This window comes from Microbispora sp. H11081, assembly GCF_012999535.1.
Classification (GTDB): domain Bacteria; phylum Actinomycetota; class Actinomycetes; order Streptosporangiales; family Streptosporangiaceae; genus Microbispora.
In genome coordinates, this window is sequence record NZ_JABBWV010000042.1 from 1 (window position 1) to 812 (window position 812).

General features: G+C 70.1%; 2 protein-coding genes. Both read right to left on the bottom strand.

Annotated elements, in window-relative coordinates; translation table 11 throughout:
- The coding region (locus HHX31_RS33400; RefSeq protein ID WP_169953799.1) for a Gfo/Idh/MocA family protein at positions 1 to 406 on the bottom strand (406 nt) is incomplete at its 3' end.
- The coding region (locus HHX31_RS33405; RefSeq protein WP_169953801.1) for a substrate-binding domain-containing protein at positions 403 to 812 on the bottom strand (410 nt) is incomplete at its 5' end. The genes HHX31_RS33405 and HHX31_RS33400, both read right to left, overlap by 4 nt.

Here is an 812-nt window from a genome sequence, read left to right on the forward strand (position 1 = left end):
AGTTGAAGGCGACCATGCTGCGCACGCCCCGCGCCGCCGCCGCGCGGGCGGCGGCGGTCATCGCCTCGGCCTCGGCCACGGTGTTGGCCAGCGGCTTCTCGCAGATGACGTGCTTGCCCGCCTCCAGCGCGGCGATGGCGATCTCGGCGTGGCTGTCGCCGGGCGTGCAGATGTCGACCACCTGCACGTCGTCACGCTCCAGCAGCCGCTTCCAGTCGGTCTCCGCGTGGGCCCAGCCCAGCGTACGCGCGGCCTGGGCGGTCGCCTCGGCCGACCTGCCGGCGAGGGCCGCCATGACGGGCCGGACCGGCAGGTCGAAGAACGCGTCCACACTGCGCCAGGCCTGCGAGTGAGTCCGGCCCATGAACGCGTACCCGACCATGCCGACGCCCAGGACGGGCCTCATGACTCGAAGCCGGTCGGCAGGTACTTAGCCGCGTTGTCCTTGACGACCGTCTCCGAGGTCAGCGTGATCGACTGCGGCACCTGCTGCTCCAGCAGGTCGCTCATGCCCTTGCCCTGCGCGATCAGCCGCGCCAGCTTGATCGCCGAAGCGGCCATCGTCGGGCTGTAGGTGACCGTGGCCTTCAGCACACCGTTGTCGGCCTGGATGTCGCGCATCGCGTTGGCCGACCCCGCACCGCCGACCATGAAGAACTCGTCCCGGCCGGCCTCCTTGATCGCCGCCAGCACACCGATGCCCTGGTCGTCGTCGTGGTTCCAGATCGCGTCGATCTTCTTGTGCGCCTGCAGCAGGTTGCTCGCCACCTGCGTGCCCGACTCCACCGTGAACTTCGCGTCCTGCTTGGCCG